13 protein-coding genes and 6 pseudogenes are annotated in these 19,259 nt (G+C 60.0%); 15 read left to right on the top strand and 4 right to left on the bottom strand.

The genetic code is table 11. The features are described 5' to 3' along the window. Positions 1–7: 7 nt before the first annotated feature. Positions 8–1,078, bottom strand: a complete 1,071-nt coding sequence (locus ACG873_RS03710; protein WP_394890496.1) for a phosphotransferase — start codon at positions 1,076–1,078, stop codon at positions 8–10. Positions 1,079–1,301: 223 nt separating this feature from the next. Between ACG873_RS03710 and ACG873_RS03705 the strand changes: the two are divergent. The 8 genes and pseudogenes from ACG873_RS03705 to ACG873_RS03670 all read left to right on the top strand — a co-directional run bounded on the left by ACG873_RS03705 (position 1,302) and on the right by ACG873_RS03670 (position 8,821). Beyond that, positions 1,302–1,819, top strand: a pseudogene (locus ACG873_RS03705) (SDR family NAD(P)-dependent oxidoreductase). After that, on the top strand, positions 1,794–2,012 hold the full coding sequence (locus ACG873_RS03700; protein WP_394890495.1) for an SDR family oxidoreductase: 219 nt from the start codon (positions 1,794–1,796) through the stop codon (positions 2,010–2,012). Before ACG873_RS03705 ends, ACG873_RS03700 begins: the two are co-directional and overlap by 26 nt. Before the next feature lie 187 nt (positions 2,013–2,199). After that, a complete protein-coding gene (locus ACG873_RS03695) occupies positions 2,200–3,132 on the top strand; it encodes an acetamidase/formamidase family protein (RefSeq protein ID WP_394890494.1) in 933 nt (310 codons plus the stop codon). Between the two features lie 282 nt (positions 3,133–3,414). Further along, the gene (locus ACG873_RS03690; protein ID WP_394890493.1) at positions 3,415–4,146 is read left to right on the top strand and encodes a GntR family transcriptional regulator; all 732 of its coding nucleotides are present in this window, start codon (positions 3,415–3,417) and stop codon (positions 4,144–4,146) included. 196 nt (positions 4,147–4,342) lie between these two features. Then, positions 4,343–5,293, top strand: a complete 951-nt coding sequence (locus ACG873_RS03685; RefSeq protein ID WP_394890492.1) for an ABC transporter permease — start codon at positions 4,343–4,345, stop codon at positions 5,291–5,293. Further along, positions 5,290–6,816, top strand: a complete 1,527-nt coding sequence (locus ACG873_RS03680) for a sugar ABC transporter ATP-binding protein (RefSeq protein WP_394890491.1) — start codon at positions 5,290–5,292, stop codon at positions 6,814–6,816. The genes ACG873_RS03685 and ACG873_RS03680 overlap by 4 nt, the downstream gene beginning before the upstream one ends. A gap of 132 nt (positions 6,817–6,948) precedes the next feature. Next, positions 6,949–7,815, top strand: a complete 867-nt coding sequence (locus ACG873_RS03675) for an ABC transporter permease (RefSeq protein WP_394890490.1) — start codon at positions 6,949–6,951, stop codon at positions 7,813–7,815. 25 nt (positions 7,816–7,840) lie between these two features. Next, complete coding sequence (locus tag ACG873_RS03670) at positions 7,841–8,821, top strand: sugar ABC transporter substrate-binding protein (RefSeq protein WP_394890489.1); 981 nt, start codon at positions 7,841–7,843, stop codon at positions 8,819–8,821. Positions 8,822–9,010: 189 nt separating this feature from the next. Here the strand turns inward: ACG873_RS03670 and ACG873_RS03665 are convergent. Continuing rightward, positions 9,011–9,140, bottom strand: a pseudogene (locus tag ACG873_RS03665) (VOC family protein); the annotation flags it as partial. Beyond that, a complete protein-coding gene (locus ACG873_RS03660) occupies positions 9,083–9,346 on the bottom strand; it encodes an alpha-ketoglutarate-dependent dioxygenase AlkB (protein WP_394890488.1) in 264 nt (87 codons plus the stop codon). The gene ACG873_RS03660 and the pseudogene ACG873_RS03665, both read right to left, overlap by 58 nt. A 290-nt stretch (positions 9,347–9,636) precedes the next feature. Here ACG873_RS03660 and ACG873_RS03655 point away from each other — a divergent pair. The 7 genes and pseudogenes from ACG873_RS03655 to ACG873_RS03625 all read left to right on the top strand — a co-directional run. Then, positions 9,637–9,867, top strand: a pseudogene (locus ACG873_RS03655) (cysteine synthase family protein); the annotation flags it as partial. Next, positions 9,864–11,003: an NAD/NADP octopine/nopaline dehydrogenase family protein gene (locus ACG873_RS03650; RefSeq protein WP_394890487.1), complete on the top strand. Its 1,140-nt coding sequence runs from the start codon at positions 9,864–9,866 to the stop codon at positions 11,001–11,003. The pseudogene ACG873_RS03655 and the gene ACG873_RS03650, both read left to right, overlap by 4 nt. Further along, a pseudogene (locus ACG873_RS03645) lies at positions 11,003–12,888 on the top strand (IucA/IucC family protein). The gene ACG873_RS03650 and the pseudogene ACG873_RS03645 overlap by 1 nt, the downstream one beginning before the upstream one ends. Beyond that, positions 12,885–14,111 (top strand): annotated as a pseudogene (locus tag ACG873_RS03640) (MFS transporter). Before ACG873_RS03645 ends, ACG873_RS03640 begins: the two co-directional pseudogenes overlap by 4 nt. Beyond that, the gene (locus ACG873_RS03635; protein ID WP_394890486.1) at positions 14,108–15,034 is read left to right on the top strand and encodes an ABC transporter substrate-binding protein; all 927 of its coding nucleotides are present in this window, start codon (positions 14,108–14,110) and stop codon (positions 15,032–15,034) included. The pseudogene ACG873_RS03640 and the gene ACG873_RS03635 overlap by 4 nt, the downstream one beginning before the upstream one ends. Continuing rightward, entirely contained in the window at positions 15,031–16,098 is a 1,068-nt protein-coding gene (locus ACG873_RS03630; protein WP_394890485.1) for a FecCD family ABC transporter permease, read from the top strand. Before ACG873_RS03635 ends, ACG873_RS03630 begins: the two co-directional genes overlap by 4 nt. After that, the gene (locus ACG873_RS03625) at positions 16,092–16,844 is read left to right on the top strand and encodes an ABC transporter ATP-binding protein (RefSeq protein ID WP_394890484.1); all 753 of its coding nucleotides are present in this window, start codon (positions 16,092–16,094) and stop codon (positions 16,842–16,844) included. Before ACG873_RS03630 ends, ACG873_RS03625 begins: the two co-directional genes overlap by 7 nt. A gap of 90 nt (positions 16,845–16,934) precedes the next feature. Here the strand turns inward: ACG873_RS03625 and ACG873_RS03620 are convergent. Then, positions 16,935–19,084: pseudogene (locus ACG873_RS03620) on the bottom strand (TonB-dependent receptor). Positions 19,085–19,259: the final 175 nt, after the last annotated feature.

Genomic DNA, 19,259 nt, shown 5'->3' with positions numbered 1-19,259 from the left:
CATTTCCTCATAGTTTGCAGGCTTCGCGAATCTGGGCGGTCGCCTGCTCGCGGGAGAGAAGGCAAAGGCGATCGAATTGCGTCCATGCTCGTGGGGTGTTGCGAAGAATGTATTCGCGGTTTTCAGGGAACAGCGATGCGCGCCATTCTGTGATGGCCAGGCGGGTTACCATCCTGGTCACAACGAGGTCATAGAAGAGGTCGAGTTCAACGTCCTCTAGCGGGCGGACCGAATTGAAACCGGCGACAAAATCCAGGGCCGACTGAAGGGGGGCCGCCCCGTCGGACAACTGGTAGGCCGCGCCGACAGCGACGTCCGCAACCACCGCCGTGCGGACCATGTCGCCGAAATCGAGTACTCCAACCACCTCAGCGGAATTGGTGGAATCAACAAGCACGTTGTCGCTGTTGAGATCGTTGTGAACGACTTGCGAGCGCAGTTGGAGCAGCGTCGGGAGGATATCGTTCTCGAAACGACTAAGTCGATTTTCAAGACGGGCTCTTCGATCCGATTTGTCGATTGCCGGCAACAACCGCCTGAGGCTGCTGGCCTGCTTTAGATCCCATGTAAGTTCGTGGTCGGCAGACGGATGCACAAAGTCCTTCAGCGCCAGCTGAAGGCGGGCCAATGTGCGGCCGACATTCCTCAACTGTTCGACAGTTGCAATCGTCTCGCGTTGCAGAACTCCCTTCGTGAAGGTGACCATCCGTACGGCACGCTCGCCATCGCCCGGAAAGACAAGGCGTAAATCCGGACGACCATCGAGCGAAGGAACGATGCGCTGCACCGGCAGGGAAGGGTCGGCAGCCGCGACGTGAAGGAGGGCGGCGGTGTGCAAGTCCGTGACGCCTGGCTCCTCTCCGGGGTTGACGACCTTTAGAAGGAATTCCCGTCCATCCTTTACGCAAAGGCGAAAGTTGCTGTCCTTTTCGCCGCTGAGTTTCGTGGCTGTTCCCGAAAGTCCGTAGTGAACCAGAGAGATCTCTTCGGCCTCGGCCGTCGAGATAGGCTCACCCGCAGATTGCAAACTCGAGCTTATCTGGCGGCCCGTCGGGGCCTCCCTGTTTGCTTCCGGCATGCCGACCGATACTCCCTCGCGATTGCAATATATCGGTATATCATGAATTCGAGGAATGCAAGCGGGGGCGTCAATCAGGGCTAAACCGCTGAGCGGAGCAGCCTAAAAGCAGGGCGCGCTCCAATGAACCGACAAGCCGCTACCCAGGAGGAGCCCGACTTGACGGACAGGTCTGCATCGTAACCGGGAGTACGCAGGGTCTTGGGGAAGGCATTGCTAGGGGCTGGCCGAGGCGGGTGCACGCGTTGTCATTTCAGGACGAAATGGTGCTAGGGCGGAAGAGATCGCCCACGAATTACGTGAAAAGGGTCACCATGCGATAGGCGTCGCGGCAGATGTGTCAATCAGGCGCGATATCGAAGTGCTGAGAGACCGGACGCTACAGGCGTTCGGTGAGGTGAAAGTTCTGTTCAACAACGCGGCATGAACAAGCCAAAGCCCTTTCTGGAATCGGATGAGGAAAATTTGGAGACGATCATGCGGGTGAATGCTCTTGGGGTTTTCATGGGGACGCAAGAGTTTGGAAAGCAGATGATATTGCAGGGAACCGGCGGCAAAATCATCAATACGAGTTCGATAGCGGGCAGACAGGGTTATGCCTATGTCGCCGTCTACTGCGCCAGCAAAGCTGCTGTGATCTCGTTGACGCAGAGCCGGCGCACGAGAATTCGCAAAGCACCGGATCACGGTCAATGCGATCGCTCCCGGGGTCGTAGTGACGCCCCGTTGGGACGGGCTTGAACAGGACATGCTCGAGAGGGGCGTGACTCGGCAGCGCGGCGACTGGATGAAATCCTTTACCGATCAAATACTTCTGAAGCGGCCGAGCCTTCCCGAAGACTTTGCGGGGCTCGCCGTCTTTCTCGCTTGTTCAGATTCGGACTACTTCACAGGTCAGACGCTTACGATGGATGGCGGCATGGTTCTCCTCTAGCGCATTTGCGCGACGGGATGGACAGCTCTTGCCAGCTGAACCGCAACCGATATATTGGGATATCGCACAACGATCGAGAACACCTCCGGCCAATACGCACTCACAAGGGACGACGACTATGACAACGCAATCGCCAGAACCCATGCCTTTACAGCGGGTCAATCGCGAAGATGCATTGGAGTATGAAATGGCGTTGAAGGAACCGCGCCTTCGCGTCAAGCCGAACGAGTCTTTCGTGCTTCAGGTCGAGAATTCGATGAGCAACAAGATTCGGTCGGAGGATGACTTGCCCACTCCAGAAGTACTCGGCGACCTTCATCGCCTGAAGAAATACAATCCCTGTGCCGGGCCGATATACGTGGAGGGCGCCAAGCCTGGAGACACGCTCGCAGTCGACATCATCGACATTGTGGTCGAAGACAAGGGCTATGTTCTGATCGAGCCTGGTGCCGGTCCGCTTGCGGATCTGCAGAAATATCCAGATGGGAGAGGACCCTTCACCAAATTCATCCGACACCTCCCTGGCCCCAGCGGGACGACGTCAGACGGTATAGGCGTCTTCAGCAACGACATCCAATGGAAGCTCCAGCCGTTGGTCGGTACGTTGGGTGTGGTTCCTGATCGCCCGGCCAGCGGGTCCGATACCGTTACCATGCAATGCGCTTACGGTGGTAACCTCGATACCCGAGAATTCCGGAAGGGACATCGCATCTATATACCGGTGGCTCACGAAGGCGCGTTGCTGTACGCAGGCGACGTGCATGCTTCCCAAGCGACCGAGTTCGGTGGAACCGGTGATGAAAGCCGGGCCGAGATTACGCTCAGATGTGACATCATTCCGAACAAAACCACACCTTTCGTAAGGGTGGAAACGCCCACCGAAATCATCCAATTGAATTCCTATCGACCGATCGAGGAAGGGTTCAGGCAGGCGCATATGTGGTTGCTTGACTGGCTGGTGGAAGACTTCGGCTTCACGGTGAAAGACGCGGTTTTCAACCTCGCCGTCAATCCGGACATTCGCGCCAACGTCTACGCATTGTCTATGTGGGGAAAGATGAACTACACGATTGGCGTGTCGTTTCCCAAAAGCAATCTGGGTAAGGCGGTTGCCGGCTAGGATTCCAAGGCGGCCGCTCCTTGTAAGACTCGCCTGGGCAGGGTTCACAGAGCCCATGGTCAGTCGACGTTTGTGCAAGCAGCGTGGCGTCGGCTACAATGCCGATGCCTCGCCCAGCGATGCCTGCCTTTTACCCGGATCTCTGGAAATTCAGAATGACATGCTGCCATATATCAATATATTGTACACAACGCCGCTCAGGAAGCTGCGCGACGAAGGCGACGAACCGGTCATTTTCCTAGATGGGTGGTTTTCTTCGCCGCAAGGCTGGCAGAAACACCCATGGATCACACAAAAGCCTATTTTAGCGCAAGCCAAATTGACGGCAGGCTACCAAAGACCACGCAAGTCTATGAGCTTATCCGCGCAGCTATTATCTCTATGCGGCTGCCTCCTGGTGAAGCCATCGTGGAAAAGGACATATGCCAGCAACTGGGTATCTCGAGAACGCCGCTACGAGAAGCTGTACTACAGCTGGTTACCGAAAATCTGGTCGTCGTAAAGCCAGGCGGCGGGACGTTCGTCAACCGGATCATCATCCGCCAGGTTCTCGACGGCCAGATCACCCGCGACACATTGGAAATGCGGTTGGTTCGGTTGGCCGCGCGAAATTTTCCTGTTCGGTTTGTGAAGGACTTCGAAGTCGCGCTGTTTCGACAGGCTGGAGCGGCGGAACGTGAGGACGTCGACGAATTCTTCGACCTTGACAACGAGTTTCATCACCTCATCTGCATCTGCTCGGGCTTTCCGAATTGCTGGCGCACCATTCACGGCGCAACCGGCCAACTGGACCGGGTAAGACGGCATGCTTTTCCGACCGAGAAGAATTTTCTAGAGGTGTACGACGAACACAAGCTCATGTTTGAGAGCATCCGCCGAAACGACGAGGAAGGCGCCGCGGTCGTTTTCCAGAAGCAGCTCGATAGCACTTTTGGGACCATCGAAATCATCCGCAGTCTCAGCCCTGAACTCTTTTCCGATGACGAGAAAGTGGCAGTCTCGGATATTCGCTAGCCCCCGCAATTTCCGAAGCTTCGTAGTCCGCGGACTCTCGTGTCGCCGCTTTTGACACCCTACGCACCCGTGTCCATCCAACCCAATTCACGGCCCTCTTCACGCTATCGGTCGTAAGCCAACGCAAATTTTCGCGAGAGGTTCTTGCCAACGCCAAAACTCTTATATACCAATATATCGGATAGAGGATGTGTTGATGCAAGCGTCCATGCAACTCCGAGGTAATTCCGCGATTTTGACGCTGGTACTCGCGCTGACGGTCGCCATTCTCATCGTAATGGCCTTCCATGCGCCCGCATTCTTCCGGGTCAACAATCTTGTCAATGTGCTCGTGCAGACCTCTGTTCTCGGCCTGCTCGCGGTCGGCATGTGTTTCGTGCTCGTCGGCGGTGGCATCGATCTGTCCATGCCCTCGGTCCTCGCTTTCAGTGGCATCTTGGGCGTCATCTATATGCGTGAGACCCAGGACGCGCTCCTCGGCCCTTTGATTATTCTGGCTGCCGGAGGGCTGCTAGGCGCATTCAATGGCGCCGCTGTCGCCTATTTCCGAATGGCTCCGTTCGTAGTCACGCTCGCCACTATGACCGTGGTCGGCGGTGCCAATGTGTGGCTAACAGGATCGCAAAGTGTCTTCGGTTATCCCGCTGTGTTCGAGAACGTCGTCCTCGCGAGATTTCTCGGTCTGCCCCTTTCAGTTTGGGTCTTTCTGTTAGGAACCGCCTTGGCCACCGCCGTAATGTCGGCCAGTCCTTTCGGTCGCCAAGTGAAGGCCGTCGGATTCAATCCAAAGGCTGCAGAAATCGCTCGGGTCAGGGTTCCCCGGGTGATATTCGCCACGTATGTGGTCTCCGGCGTGCTGGCCGCGCTGACCGGAATTCTGCTTGTCGCTCGCCTCGGATCAGCTTCGGCCAACCTTGGCAGTGACAGTCTGCTTCTGGACATCATTAGCGCATGCGTGATCGGGCGCGTGAGCATCTACGGCGGAGTGGGAAGTCCGCTGCATGCCGCCTTAGGCGCGCTCTTCGTTACGCTGATCAGCAACAGCCTTAACCAACTCGGCGTTTCCTATTTCGCGAGCCTGATCATCAAGGGCTGCATCATCATCGTCTTCGTCTATCTCGACAAAGCGATCCGGAGGCAGGCATGACCGACGGCGCTCGCCTGCATCTTAGCGGAATTCGAAAGAGCTTCGCGGGCGCGCAGGCGCTTTTGGATGGGAACCTGACTGTCCGGGCAGGGGAAGTCCACGCTCTCATGGGGGCGAACGGCGCGGGCAAGAGCACGTTGATGAATGTCCTCGGCGGCATTGTCACCGCCGACGCCGGAGAAATCTTCATCGACGGCGCCGCGGTCTCGATCCGCAGCGCGCGGGACGCCGCTGCGAATGGCATCTCGTTCGTGCATCAGGAGCTTACGATGCTCCCCTCCATGTCTGTGGCGGAGAACATCTTCATCGACCGCTTTCCTACGCGTCGAGGCCGCATCGACTACCCACAAATTTACACTCGCTCTCGGGCGTTGCTCGATCAGGTAGGCTGTAATGTCCCGGCCGAAATCCCGGTCGAGACCCTCAGTACCGGCGACCGCCAGTTGATCGAAATTGCACGGGCCCTGAAATCGGAACCACGCATCATTATCCTCGACGAACCGACCTCGTCGCTTTCCGGGCTTGAGCGCAAACAGCTTTTCGAGGTGGTCCGCAGACTGAAAGCGCGGGGCACGGCCGTCATCTACATCACCCATTTCCTCGACGAGGTGTTTACCGTCTGCGATGCGGTGACCGTCATGCGCAACGGATCTACCGTGTCGACTGCCGCGACGCGCGACACGTCTGCTTCCGAGGTGCTGCGGCAGATGTTGGGCGACGTGTCAGCAAGCGAGCGGGTGAGGATGCCGTTTCAGACGGATCGTCAACCGTTGCTCACCGTCAATGGTCTCTCCAGAGGCGGCGTTTTGGACGGCGTCGAGTTCGTTCTGAGGCCCGGCGAGATCGTCGGGCTATGGGGGCTGCTGGGCTCGGGACGAACCGAACTGGTGCGCGCTTTGATGGGCCTTGATCCGATCGATGCCGGCAGCCTGAAATGGCATGATGAGGCTTCGGCGTCCAAGAACATTCTGCCAGCGCAACTTCGCGAGAAAACGGGTCTCGTAACAGAAGATCGGCGTGGCGAAGGGCTGCTCCTACCGTTTTCGATCGCCGAGAATATTTCACTGCCGCAGCTCCACAGCGTTCGCAATGGCGCTGGCTTGGTTGATCGACAGCGTGAGAGAACACTGGCCAGCGGTCTGATGGCGCGGCTCGGCGTGAAGGCACAATCGCCCGACCAGAAAGTGGGCACGCTGTCAGGTGGCAACCAACAGAAGGTGGTTTTCGCACGCTGGCTGCCTTTGAAGCCAAAGCTTTTCATACTCGACGAACCGACTCGCGGACTGGACACCGGGGCAAAGACCGAAATCCTCAAGCTCGTTGTCGAACTAGCACTCGGCGGTGCCGCTGTTCTCTTCATCTCGTCGGAAATCGAAGAGATCATGCGGATCGCCGACCGCTACCTCGTTATCAACCGTGGACGCATTACCGCCGAGCTTCCAGGTGCTGCCGGCAAAGCTGCACTCATGGATGCAATCTCCAGCTCGTCCGACCGCGTCACGTTCGCTGGAGAGGTCGCATGAGGCTGCCGTTTGCTCTTCCCCGTATTCAAACCGGTCGACCGTCCGTGGGGTTCGGTTTCATCCTCGTGCTCGTAATCGTGGGATCTCGCAATTGCGGCCCCGAATTTCGCAACCGTCGACAATGCGTTTGCCATGCTGCACGCCATGGGGCCTATCACAGCCGCATCATGTGGCATTGCCCTCGTAATCCTCGCAGGCAAGATCGACATTTCCATTGGCTCGATCGCATTTCTATCAGCCTCGATAGGGGGCCTGCTCATGGAGAGCGGATCGGTTCACCCTGCAATCGGGTTCATTGTCATTCTCGGCTCCGCCGCACTGTTGGGTGCGGTGAACGGTTTCGTAATTGCGTATCTCGGCGTCAATGCGCTGATCACGACGCTCGGAACGATGATCGCTTTTCGTGGTTTGGGCCTCGTCCTTACAGAAGCCCGCGTTATACCGCTTCCCGAGGCAGCAAGATCGCTTGGTAATCTCGCGGTCGGCCCTGTGTTTGTCGACACGATCGTCATCGGACTAGTCATCTGCCTTGTTCATTTTCTGTATCGCCACACCGTGTTTGGTCGCCGATTGATGGCTGTCGGGAACAACGAGGAAACGGCCGTGCGCATCGGAATCGATGCGCGCATGGTGACTTTCCGCGTCTTCGTCCTGTCCGGCCTTCTTGCAGGTGTCGCGGCGTCGAGCAGCTTTATTCAGGTTGGTTCGATCAGTGGTTTTCTCGGCCGCGGCCTCGAGTTCATGGCAATCGCTGCAGCCGTCGTCGGCGGCATTAGCCTGGCGGGCGGACGCGGAACAATCCTGCCGGGAGTGGCTCTCGGTGCCCTGAGCTTTCAAATCATCGCCAATGGTCTCAACCAGGTTGGCGCGAATCCGTACGTCTACCAGTTAGTCACCGGCGTTGTGATTTTCGTCGCAATGTACATGGACGCACTGCGGTCGACTCAGAAGAGTAAAATCCGCGTGCTCCGCTCGATAGCCACAACAAAGAATAAGTAACTATAACCCCAGAGGAGATTAGAACATGAAAAGAATCATACTTTCAGCATTCTCCGCTTTTTGCATGACTCTCAGTTGGGCCGCCCAAGCGGAAGAGAAGGCTATAGGCCTTGCATGGAACTCGAAGGAGAACGAGATCGTCGTTGCATGGGAGAAATACATGCAAAGCGAAGCTGCCGCTCAGGGCAAAGAGGCGGGCATCGACTTCAAGTTCATCATCAACGTGGCGGACAACGATCCGACAAGGCAAGCGGCAAACATCGAAGACCTGATCAACCAGGGCGTCAGCGTCATCATCGCGCGTGGTGAGGATTCAGCAGCGATCGGCGCTTCGATCCGGGCTGCCAAAGACGCCGGTATACCTTTCATCACCTTCGACCACGCTTCTGCTACCATCAAGCCCGACGCCCACGTCGGCGGAGACAGCTACAATCAAGCCAAAAGCACAGCTGAGGCGTTTGTGGAATTGCTGAAGGAGGACAACATCAAAGGCAAGTGCGTAGAACTGCAAGGCGCTCTGAAGGACGTCAATGCTGTCAACCGCTCGAAGGCTTGGCACGAAGTGACCGACAAGTCAGGCGTTGTCGAGACCCTGCAGTCAATTCCGACCGAATGGAACCCCGAGATTTTCCGATCCGGTACGGTCAACGCCTTCGGTGCCCATCCAGATGCAAACTGCATGTTCCTGGCCAGCGACTTCGCCATATCCGGCGTCCGGTCCGCGCTCGAAAGCCTGGGCCGCTGGGTGCCGGCTGGGGACCCCAAGCACGTCTACATTGCCTCGCAAGACATCTTTCCTGAGGCGGTCACGGCTATGGAAGGCCGTTACATTGACGTGGGGACAACGTACGACGCCTATGCGCACGCGAAGGAGGCGATCAGGGTGACCATAGCGCTGATCAAGGGTGAAGATCCGAAGTGTGGCCCCGATGGTTGCCTTGTTGCCGGACGCGTCGCCACTCCAGAAAACATCGATAGCCTCGAAAACCTCTGGTCTCGAAAATAGCTCCTCCCTGACTGTGCCGCTGCGGCAAGACGCGGCGGCACTTTTTTGGGGGCGAAACCGACCGGTCCCTACAGCGGTTTGGATTTTGCCTGAAACAGGATTCCCAAGTTTGAGCAAGTCAGAATCGACCCGCGCCGCGCCGCCTCGATCACGGCGACGTCGATTTTCTTCATGATCATCATGGCATCAAGGAATGCCCGCAACCGTGAATTCAACACGTCGCCCTCTTTGCCGTCTGGGTAGTCACTGGGTGCGCAGCACTCACCACGCTGTTAGGAGAGGTCTCGAAATAGAAGCGGGCGGCAGCCTCGGCGCCGATCGCGGCTCGATGATGATCGTCTTCCGGTCCCATTTAGCGCCGCGTTTCAGTCGCAGCCGAAAGCTGCAGGACGCCAGCAGGGAGACACCTGCTACATCCTCGAAATGCGGCTTGTCACGATGCCATCCGATGCCGGCGCCGGGCCCGTACTCATTGATCAGGACTTGGGCGAAGGCCTCTGCCGGTCGACCCGCAAATGAGGCCACGCTTTGGCGCAAGCCAAGGAGGAAGTCCGGGATGTCGGCCGCGTCGACCTGCCCCGGAAAACATCAATGGAGTATGACTATTATTAGGAAGGTCGCTCGCGCAGGACAATCACCACAGACCTTTCAATCCTTCCGAGTCTCTCACACGCCGAAAGCAGCCTTTGGAATCTCTAAACGAATTCCCTGGAAGGCGCGAAGTACCTGAGGCCCGGCGTCACGCGCTACTGACGGGAAGCCGCCGCCCTACAGGGGATAGCGCAAGGTTTCTACGCTAAACAACGGCTAGCTGGCGCCACGGCCTCCTGGTGGGTGGTTCCACCGGCGGCACCATCTACAAGGCATTGGAATTCATTGCTGCGGGCAAGCTCTCCGGCACCGTGGTTACGGTGGTGGCCGACGGCGGCGAGAAATATCTGGGCTCCGTCTTTGACGATGAATGGATGGCCAAGCGCGGTTTGCTGGATCCGGCGATTGCCGCGCAGCTGGACTCCTGGCTCTCCGGACGGGCGCGCGCAGCATGAAGGTGACGATCTGCGGCGCGGGCCGCACCGGGCATTTGAACGCCGTGCTCTTCAAGCAGCGGCCAAGCATCACCGTTTCCGTCCTCACGGGGAGTGCCGATATTGCTGATCTGTGGGCCGGGGGCGAGGATGTCTGGGAGGCGCATACACCGGAAGGCCGGATCCTGAGCGGACGGCCCGATTATGTGGGCACCGACCCGGGCAAGGCGCTTGAGGAAACGGACATGGTGATCGTGACGCAGCCGGCCCAGGCTCGGCCTGCGCTCCTGCACCAGATCGCACCGCATCTTCCCCGGAACAGGCGCGTGTTTCTCGGTGCGATTCCCGGTTTTTGCGGCTTCGACTGGCTCGCCGCAAAGGCCCTTACGAGGCACGACAATGTGGTGGTCTGGGGTATGAAGGACGTGGCCCATACGGCCTTTGATCTCGTTCCGGGCCGGCGCGTGCGCATGGGCGGCCTCAAGGCGGAGCTCTTTGCCGCGCTTCATCGCCGCGAAAATACTGCCGACGGCGCCGATCTCGCCGGGATGCTTTCCCTCCTTTTTGCGGCGCCGGTCACGATGCTGCGGAACTATCTGGAAATCACGCTGACGCCAGGCAATGCGCTGATGCACCCTGCGGTTCTCTATGGTTTGATCGGCCCCGGTGCGCCCTGGCAAAATAAGCCCTTTGACGAGCCGATCTGCTGGTGGAGCGACTGCCCCCGTGCCGGAGCGGAGCTGCTCGAGGCCTGCGACGCGGAGAACCAGGCGATCCGCCATGCCGCCGAGGCGCGCCTCGGTATTGATCTGAGCACGGTCAAACCGCTCCGGCAGGAGTTGATCGAGGCCTATGGCAGCCAGATCGAGGACGACACCACCATGTACACGCTTCTGCGAACAAATAGCGCCTATGCGGGCATTCGCGCGCCCGTTGTTCCCAATCCGGACGGGCCTGGCCTTGTCATTGATCGCGAAAGTCGCGCCTTCCACGAAGACATCGCCTTTGGCCAGGCGCTGCTGGTGGAAATGGCTGAACGACTCGACGTTCCCATTGCGGCCATTGCGAGAACCTATCATTGGGCGCGCCACTATCACGGCGGACTGGCGGAAGGAGCACCGGGCTATATGCCTGCCGATTGGCCGGAGGCCGCCTGATGGACGAGAGGATTTCTTCCGTAGCAGATGCCGAAATTGAGGCACGTGATGCGCAGCTTTGGAAAAAAGCGTCGCACAATGCGCTTGCGCGGCTGGTCCGCTGCCTATTCGCCGAGCATCTCCTTGAACCCAACGCATTGTTATGGGCGCGGGACGGCTGCCAGGCATGGTTTCCCCTCTGGCCGTCGCGCGGGGTTCTGCATTTTACCGACATTAGCCGTGCGCCTGCCGGAACATTGCAAAATCGGGGACATATCGAAGTGCTCGACGGAACGGGCACCCGGCGCAGGATCGATGATCCTTCTGCTCTGATAAGGGAGGTCGGACCGGCGTTGGCGGTTTCTCCTGCTCCGGAGGGCCTGGAGTATCTACTGCGCGACATCGAAAACAGCATAGGCAACGACGTCCTGGCGCGTCGCCACAGGGAGGGGTGGAGCGCCGAACTGCGCCAGAAAATAGCCGAAGCAGAGGCGCCCGGCTTTCTCGCCCATCTCGAACAGAACTTGCCGCCTCATCTGGCGGCCATGACCCTTGATCGGTGGGGGCACTCGAAGGCCATCCCTTTTATCCGACATGGAAGGCCAAGCCCGGCCTCTCGCCGGAAGACGTGAAGACGCTATCACCCGAATTCGACGCGCGTGTGTGCGTGCGTATCGCCGCGCTGCGCAAGGACTGGGCCTATGTGGAGATGATGCCACATGTCCGAGACTATTCGGAATGGTTTTCGCAAAACTTTCCCGACCTCTGGCGCGACTGGGCCGGGGGCTTGAAGCAGCGTGGAAAGTCGGCTGAAGACTGGCTTCCCATGCCCGTTCACGGATGGCATCTGGAGAATTTCGTGCGCCGGGAATTCGCGTCCGAAATTGCTTCCGGCGTTTTTGACCCTGACGGCCCGGAGATCGTGACGCTGCCGTCCATGTCGTTCCGCACGATGCTCCCGGACACGCAGGAAACCCGACCATTCATCAAACTGCCGGTGGCGATCTGGCTGACCAGTGAACAGCGCACTTTGCAGGCCAAGTCGATCCATATGGGCCCGCGTCTCAGCGCCATGATGTGCGACATCCTGTCAAAGGAGGATGATTTGCGCGACAGGCTCGAGATCTTCACCGAAGAATTGGGCGCGATCCTTCACAATCCAGAGACAGGAGACGAGCATCCGGGCCGTTTCCTTTCGGTGGTCTATCGCGACACCAACGCCCTGGCCCGCACCGACGGACTGTTGCCGGTCGCCGTCGCAGCACTTCTCACGGCAAGCCCTCTCGATGGACGTCCGATCATTTGCGAATTGATCGCCAGAAACGGCGAAAGCGACGCGGATATAGAGGCGTTTTTCCACGCCTATGCACGTACCGTCATCCGGCCGACGCTCGCCATGTATCTCATTTACGGAATTGCCTTTGAGGCGCATCAGCAAAACAGCACGATCCTGTTCGACCATGCCGGCCACTCACGAAAACTGCTGATCCGCGATTTCGGTGATGGTCGCAGTTTCGCGCCCCTCTTCGAGGAACGCGGTTACCGTCTGAAACCCTTTGTCCGGCAGGGTATCTTGCCCACGACGTTCGACGAGGACATCAGCCTGGTGCGCTCCTTCGTCATCGACGCCTGCTTCATCTGCCACCTGCACGAGATCGCGCTGTGCCTGACCGAGCAGTATGGGCTGGCGGACAACCGCCTGTGGCGCATCCTCCGGGAAGAGACCGAGGAGGCCTTTGAAGCGCTCAGGCCGCGCATGTTGTCCGATGCGTTCTGGCAGCAGGAGCGCGCAGCCTTTCTGGAGGAACCGTGGCCGACGCGTTCCGTGCTGCGGATGCATCTGGAGCGCTATCGCGACTATCGGGCCGAACACGAACTGCCCAATCCGCTGGCGGAAGCCGAATGACAAACGCCGCCGCGGCCCTGCTCGGTTTTGGGCCTGTCTTCGTTCTCCTCTTCGGTCTGCAATTCGTTTCCATGGGCGCGATGGAAATGAGCGGACCCTTCTGGCCGATCCATATCAAGGCGTTGAGCCATTCCGACAGTGTCTTCGGCCTGGCGGGCATCGGCGTTTATGTCTGCCCGATGCTCGGCATGTCGCTGACAAGCGCCTTCTGGGGACGCATGGGCGATCGCTACGGCAATCGGCTGATGATGGTTCGCGCGCTTGCCGGGCTGGCGGTCACGCAATTGCTTGTTGCCTTTGCGCAAGATGTCGGGACGATCCTGGTTCTGCGCTTTCTGTAGGGAGGCTGTGCCGGCTATATTGCTCCGGCGCAGGCCTATGGTGTGCAGATCACGGGCGGGAAGGATCGCGCGCGGCTCTTCGCCTGGCTTCAGGTCGCCACCAATGTCGGTTCGCTGGGCGGGGCCTTCCTGGGCGGGCTCATTCTTGATTCCTTCCCTTTTGCCGCCATCAACCTCACGGCCGGCATGATCTGCGCCCTGTGTGCCGCCATCGCCTGGGCGAGCCTGCCCGTGCCGCCAGTCAGGGCTGTCACCGCCGGGCCCGCCGCAGCAGTGGCCGCAGTGCAGAAGGCATCGACGGATGCTCCGGTCACGGCGCTTCTTCTTCTAATGGGGATGCTGCTTGCGAGCCGCATGGTGCTGCAGGTCCCGTTTTCACTCTACATGACGCAGGTTTTCGGGGCCCGGAACTGGATTACCGGCCTCAGCTACGGATTGCTGGCATTCGGTTTTGTCGTGGCCGCGCCCCTGTGGGCGCGGCTCTTCGAAGATCGATCCCGGTCCTATGTGCTTGGATGGAGCGTGTTGATTTCGACCGCGTGCCTTCTCGTCACGCATCTGGCTGGGACCACCACCTCCGTCGCGACATTCGCCATGCTCTATTTTGTCTGGGGCGCACTCTTGGGGGGAACGACACCGGTTCTCCTTTCGCTGATCTCGGCAGCCATTCCGCACGACCGGCAGGGATCGGCGCTGGGCCTTGCACACCTGGCAGCAGGGGGCCTCCGTCGGCGGTATCATCGCCGGCGTGACAGCGACGCAGTTTTTGGGTTGCAAGCCGTATTCCCGCTCGTCTCGATCCTCTACGCCTTGTCATTCCTGATGGCGCTCGGCATATGGCTCAAAGCGCGACAACCAGCCGAAGCAGGAAGCCGACCATGACCGAGCATCGACCGCTGCTGCATGCCATCGTGATCGCCCTTCTCCTGATTGCGTCAGGCCGGTTGCCGGCATTTGCCGGCGAAGAGGCGAGGCAGGTGCAGACGCCGCTCACCGTAACCGATATTGCCGGACGCGAGGTCACGGTGAATGTGCCCGCCAGGCGCCTGCTTCTGGGCGAAGGCCGGCAGCTCTATCTCGTCGCCTCGCTGGCGCCCGAAGATCCGTTGTCTCATATCGTCGCCTGGCGCAACGACCTGATCGAAGCCGATCCGGCCACCTACGCGCAATATCTCGACGTGTTCCCCGATCTTGCGAAGCTGCCCGTCTTCAAGGGGCAGGAGGAAAGTCTGATCGACATCGAGTCGGCCGTCATCCAGAAACCCGATGCCGTCCTGCTCAACCTCGAAGCCATGCGGGCCAACGAGGACGCAAAATATGTCGAGAAGCTCGCTGCATTTGACATTCCGGTTCTTTACGTCGACTTCCGACACCAGCCGCTGGAAAACACCGAACCGACCATTCGCCTGCTCGGCAAGATCATGGGGCGCGAGCAACGCGCGGAAGGTATCATCGCCTTCCGCCATAAGGCGATGGCGCAGGTCACCGACGTCATTGCCGAAAACAAACCGGAACCACCCAGGGTGTTTATCGAACGCATCGGCGGTTACTCGCAGGACTGCTGCCTCTCCTTCGGCCCGGAGAATTTCGGCAAATATGTCGAGCTTGCCGGCGGCCACAATATCGGTAGCGACTTACTCCCCTCGACATTCGGGCAGCTCAACCAGCAATTGGCAAAGTGGTTCCATCCGGAGCTGTTCGCCGATCTCGATCCCGATGCGACATTCGCCGAATATCACCGCCGCTTCCTGCCCATCGACTATCGGCCGGGCTATGCGGTGAGCCTGTCCGACGATCCATCATGACGGATATTCGCAACGAAGCGGTGCCCCGGTCGGGACGTGGCGCCTACAATGTACTGAGCGTCAGGCGGCAGATCATTCTCCTCGCGCTGGCTGCCGGGCTCTGTGCGGCGTTTGTCGGCGACATCGCGACCGGGCCGGCCAGCTACGGGATCGGGGAAGTGGTGCGCACGCTTGTCTCGCCGGCCGAGGCGGATGCGCAGATGCGTGTCATTGTCTGGTCGATCCGCATGCCCTCCGCGCTGATGGCAATCGTGGTCGGCATAGCGCTGGCCATAGGCGGCGCGCAGATGCAGACCATATTGAACAATCCGCTGGCGAGCCCTTTCACGCTCGGCATTTCCTCGGGCGCGAGTTTCGGGGCAGCTTTGGCTCTCGCCTTCGGTGTCGCGCTCATTCCCATGGCCGGCGACTATATCGTTGCCGCGAATGCCTTTGTGGTTGCCATGGCGACCGCCTTCCTCATTCATTTGGCAAGCCTCAGACGTGGCGCGTCGGTCCAGACCATCGTACTCTTGGGGATCGCCCTGGTTTTCAGTTTCAATACGGCGCTTGCCATCACGCAGTATTTCGCCGATCAGCAGGCGGTCGCGGCCATCGTCTTCTGGACCATGGGCAGCCTGACCAAGGCGACATGGCCGAAGCTGGCCATCACCGCGCTGGTTGTGGGGCTGACCTTGCCGGTCTTCCTGCGCCGCCGGTGGCAATTGACCGCATTGCGGCTCAGCGAGGCGCGCGCGGCAAGCTTCGGCGTTCCCGTGCGCCGCCTGCGGCTCGAGACCCTCATTCTCGTCTCTCTCCTTTCGGCCATTCCCGTCGCCTTTGTCGGCACGATCGGCTTTATCGGTCTCGTCGGCCCGCATATCGCTCGCATGATGGTCGGAGAGGATCAACGCTTCCTGCTGCCCGCCAGCGCGCTGACCGGGGCGCTGATCATGTCCCTGAGTTCGGTTCTGGCCAAGATCGCTGTGCCGGGCGCCGTCCTGCCGATCGGCATCGTGACCGCGGCGATTGGCCTGCCGGTCTTCCTCTATCTGATCCTGAAGAGCGGAAGAGAGATATGGTAGTGCTGAGCACCCATCACCTCGGCGCACGGTTCGGATCGCGCCCGGTGCTGCGCGATGTCACGCTCCCGCCCTGCCATGGCGGCGAGGTAGTGGCCGTCATCGGCCCCAATGCCGCGGGCAAGTCGACGCTGTTCCGCCGCATCGCCGCCATCCTTCCAGGCCCCGGCGAGCGCCGGCTGGAAGGCGTGCGCGACGCCGATCGCGCCATCGCCTACATGCCCCAGGACCTGACTGGCGGCGCGGTGCTGACCGTGTTCGAATCCGTTCTTCTGGCGCGCAAGCAGGTTAGTGGCTGGCGCCTGCAGCCGGACGATCTCGTGGAGGCGGACCGGGCACTCGCCACGCTCGACATCGGCGAGCTTGCCAATGAAATCCCTTCCGAGCTGAGCGGCGGTCAACGCCAGCTCGTCGGCCTTGCCCAATGTCTCGTGCGCGAACCGCAGGTGCTGCTTCTCGATGAACCGACCAGCGCGCTCGACATGCATCGCCAGCTGGAGGCAATGCGCCGTGTCCGCGGTCTTGCCCGCGATAGCGGCATGCTCGTGCTGATCGCGCTGCACGATCTCAATCTGGCGCTGAAATTCGCCGACAAGGTCGCGATCCTGTCCGACGGGATGCTACACGACTTCGGTCCGGCGCCGCGTGTTCTCACGCCGGACAACCTCGCCGCCACCTTCCGCATCAGGGCGCGCGTCGAACCCTGCTCGCAGGGTGTGCCACATCTGATCATCGACGACGCGATCTGACGGCCAGCGCATCGCGACGTGGGAAGTCCGATCCGGACGCCGATGAGACGGTCTGTGGCGGGCGCTCAGGACGAACGCCCGCCTCCAGTGTTAGAAATCCGTCGTCATGGACAGCTTCACGGTCAGCGGCGCACCCTGCGCCAGGGTGCCGAAGCTCGCGACGCCGGCCCAATAGTCAGTGTCGAAGACATTCTCGACCGAGCCCCGGAACGTGACGGTCCTGTCGTTGATGTCGGTGCGATAGCGGGCGCCGAGGTCTAGCCGGGTCCAGGAGGGAATCTCCTGCGTGTTTGCCGCGTCGACATATTGCTTGCCCGTATGGATGACGTTGGCCGCCAGGGTCAGTCCTTCCAGGAAGGGCGTGTCCCATTCGGCCCCCAGATTGATTTGGACCGACGGCACGCCGATCGGCGTGTTGCCGAGGGTTGCCGCACTGTTCGTTTTCGTCAGCTTGCCATCAAGCAGCGTCACGCCACCGAGCAGCCGCAGATCCGGCGTCACTTCCCCGAAAACATTGACTTCGAGGCCGCGATTGCGCTGCTCGCCGCCTTCCACGAACACGAGATCGCTGCCGCGGCTCTCAAGCAGCCCGAAGGGCTTTTCGATCTGGAATGCGCTGAATGTCACCGCCACGCGGCCGAAATCGATCTTGGTCCCGACCTCGATCTGTCTGGACCTGTAAGGCGCCAGCGTTTCGCCCGCATTAATTGCAGTCGCAGGCGCTGTATCGCCGATGCTCAGCCCTTCGACATAGTTGGCGTAGAGCGACACGTTCTCCCACGGCTTGACGACAAGCCCTACCAGCGGCGTGAACGCGCCTTCATCGGAGGACGAGGTGACGGCGCCCGTGGTTGCGTCGAAATTTTCCGAGTCGATATGTTGCCACCGCCCTCCGAGGGTCAGTTGCACCCGCTCGTCGAAGATGGACAGGGTGTCCGCGAGCGCAAATCCGTACAACGCGCTCTCGGAAACCGTCGGTACGGAAGTCGGCGCCGGCACGTCCTCCGCCGGGCGGGGAACCGGATCATAGATGTTGGTAAACTGTGTCGCCCCCGACTTGGAACCGCGGTCGAGGGACTGGTGGAAATGGTTCGCCTGGAATGTTAGCGAATGGGCGACAGCGCCTGTCTCGAACTGGGCGCGCAGGCCAGCTTCCGCTGTGATCCGGTCGACGTCGAAGACAAAGTTCTGTGGCGTGATGCTGACGTCGCCCGCCGCGTTGAGGAGGATCGGCGTCCCGAACAGGCGCTCGACGCGTGAGTTGCCGCCGCCAGCGGCGGCAAGAGCGTCACCTGATCGGTGAGATCATATTCGACGCGTCCAAGCGCCGACTTATCTTCGAGCTTCGACCACTCCCAGGGCTGCTGGACGTTGAGCCGGCTTTCGGGCGCTTCCGGAATGGCGAAACCGGAAAGGGGAAAGAAGGGGCGTTGCGGCGCCTCGAAATCTTCCCGCTGACCGATGACGTCGAGCGTCGCTCTGAGCCGCTCGCCCTGATAGTCGAGCGCCAGGGATCCGACCGACACCTCGCGCGTCTGGTCGTCGATCGGCGTGTCGCCGCCGTGATAGCTGCCGTTGAGGCGAACCCCGAACTGGCGCTCCGCGCCAAAGCGCTGGCTCACATCGACATGCGCGCCGCCCTGCAGGTCTGAAGCATAGTCGGTGGTGACGCGCGTCAGATCGACCTCGCCTGCGCGCTTGGGCACGACATTGATGATGCCGCCGACGCTGCTGTTCGGAGCGATTCCGTAAAGCAGCGCAGCGGGTCCCTTGAGCACTTCGATACGTTCGGCATAGTCCGTGAACAGTCGATAGGCCGGGGCGACGCCAAACACACCGTCGAAAGCGATCTCGCCCAAATTGCCTTCGTTGATCGGAAAGCCGCGGATGTAGAAGGAATCCACTATGCCGCCGGATGAATGGGTGTTCCTGACAGAAGGATCATTGAGCATCACGTCGGCCGCTGTGCGCGCGCCCTGGTCTTCGATCGTCTTTGCCGTGTAGCTGGTTATGTTGAACGGCGTATCCATGATATCGCGGTTGCCGAGCAGCCCGACGCGACCGCCCTTGGCCACCTGCCCTCCAGCGTATTCTTCTGGCAGATTGCCGATCGTTGCGGTCAACGGCACACCGCCCAGCGCCTCCACCACGATCCGCTCCAACTGCGTCGCTTCCTGTGCGGCGGCTCCATGGCCCAAGATAGTGGCCAGCGCAGCGAACAGACCAACACGTTTCCTCATGACGTCCCCTTCTTCGGCAATGACCAACGATGAATTGCCTTGCCCTGGAAGGGGCTGGGTGAGGTGGTCAGGGGGTGTTGCTAGATAACATGACTATCTGTGTCAACAATAAGCAGAGTGCATTTGAGCTCTCCACGTGAATTCTAGCCCTATGAGCCACAATTTTGTGCGTCCA

The sequence above is a fragment of the Allomesorhizobium aridi genome (assembly GCF_043769475.1).
Classification (GTDB): domain Bacteria; phylum Pseudomonadota; class Alphaproteobacteria; order Rhizobiales; family Rhizobiaceae; genus Allomesorhizobium.
The sequence above is the reverse complement of the archived record's forward strand: the minus strand, read 5'-3'. Positions and strand labels throughout refer to the sequence as shown.

Excerpts from the sequence above, each read along its gene's own strand:
- ACG873_RS03710 (WP_394890496.1), bottom strand. The coding sequence starts at position 1,078 with ATGCCGGAAGCAAACAGGGAGGCCCCGACGGGCCGCCAGATAAGCTCG.
- ACG873_RS03695 (WP_394890494.1), top strand. The coding sequence starts at position 2,200 with ATGGCGTTGAAGGAACCGCGCCTTCGCGTCAAGCCGAACGAGTCTTTC.
- ACG873_RS03690 (WP_394890493.1), top strand. The coding sequence starts at position 3,415 with ATGGATCACACAAAAGCCTATTTTAGCGCAAGCCAAATTGACGGCAGG.
- ACG873_RS03685 (WP_394890492.1), top strand. The coding sequence starts at position 4,343 with ATGCAAGCGTCCATGCAACTCCGAGGTAATTCCGCGATTTTGACGCTG.
- ACG873_RS03680 (WP_394890491.1), top strand. The coding sequence starts at position 5,290 with ATGACCGACGGCGCTCGCCTGCATCTTAGCGGAATTCGAAAGAGCTTC.
- ACG873_RS03675 (WP_394890490.1), top strand. The coding sequence starts at position 6,949 with ATGCTGCACGCCATGGGGCCTATCACAGCCGCATCATGTGGCATTGCC.
- ACG873_RS03670 (WP_394890489.1), top strand. The coding sequence starts at position 7,841 with ATGAAAAGAATCATACTTTCAGCATTCTCCGCTTTTTGCATGACTCTC.
- ACG873_RS03650 (WP_394890487.1), top strand. The coding sequence starts at position 9,864 with ATGAAGGTGACGATCTGCGGCGCGGGCCGCACCGGGCATTTGAACGCC.
- ACG873_RS03635 (WP_394890486.1), top strand. The coding sequence starts at position 14,108 with ATGACCGAGCATCGACCGCTGCTGCATGCCATCGTGATCGCCCTTCTC.
- ACG873_RS03630 (WP_394890485.1), top strand. The coding sequence starts at position 15,031 with ATGACGGATATTCGCAACGAAGCGGTGCCCCGGTCGGGACGTGGCGCC.
- ACG873_RS03625 (WP_394890484.1), top strand. The coding sequence starts at position 16,092 with ATGGTAGTGCTGAGCACCCATCACCTCGGCGCACGGTTCGGATCGCGC.